Source organism: Mycobacterium sp. P7213 (assembly GCF_900604305.1).
GTDB lineage: Bacteria > Actinomycetota > Actinomycetes > Mycobacteriales > Mycobacteriaceae > Mycobacterium.
Genome location: NZ_UWOA01000124.1, coordinates 1 through 589 on the forward strand (window position 1 = coordinate 1; position 589 = coordinate 589).

General features: G+C 60.4%; 1 protein-coding gene. It reads right to left on the reverse strand.

All coding sequences use genetic code 11. From position 1 onward, the window contains the following. A partial coding sequence (locus EJK91_RS21510) for a beta-ketoacyl synthase N-terminal-like domain-containing protein (protein ID WP_164518076.1) occupies positions 1–589 on the reverse strand: 589 nt, incomplete at both ends.

Here is a 589-nt window from a genome sequence, read left to right on the forward strand (position 1 = left end):
ACCGTCGGCGGCGGCATCAAAAGTCTTGCACTGCCCGTCCGGGGCCAACATCCCCCACCGCGACGTCGCAATACTGTTCTGCGGGGTCAACATCAAATTCACCCCAGCGGCCAACGCCTGATCCGACTCCCGACGCCGCAAACTCGCACACGCCAAATGAATCGTCACCAACGACGACGAACACGCCGTATCCAACATCATCGCCGGACCATGCACACCCAAGAAATACGACAACCGCCCCGCCGCGAAATTGGCCGCATTGCCGAAGGGAACGTAGGGGTCGACTTCTTGTGGCCGGATCTGGCTCATGATGTCCAGCGCGTAGTCGTTGGTGGTCATACCGACGAAGATGCCGGTCTGGGTGCCCCGGATCGCCTCCTTGGTGATCCCGGCATGCTCCAACGCCTCCCAGGCCACCTCCATCAACAACCGCTGCTGAGGATCCATCGCATCAGCCTCACGCGGCGAAATACCAAAAAACTCCGCGTCGAACTCCGCAGGCTGCCACGACGTCAAAAACCCGCCCTCACGAGAACAAATCGTCCCCGGCACCGAATGATCCGACGAAAACAACGCATCGGCATCCCAG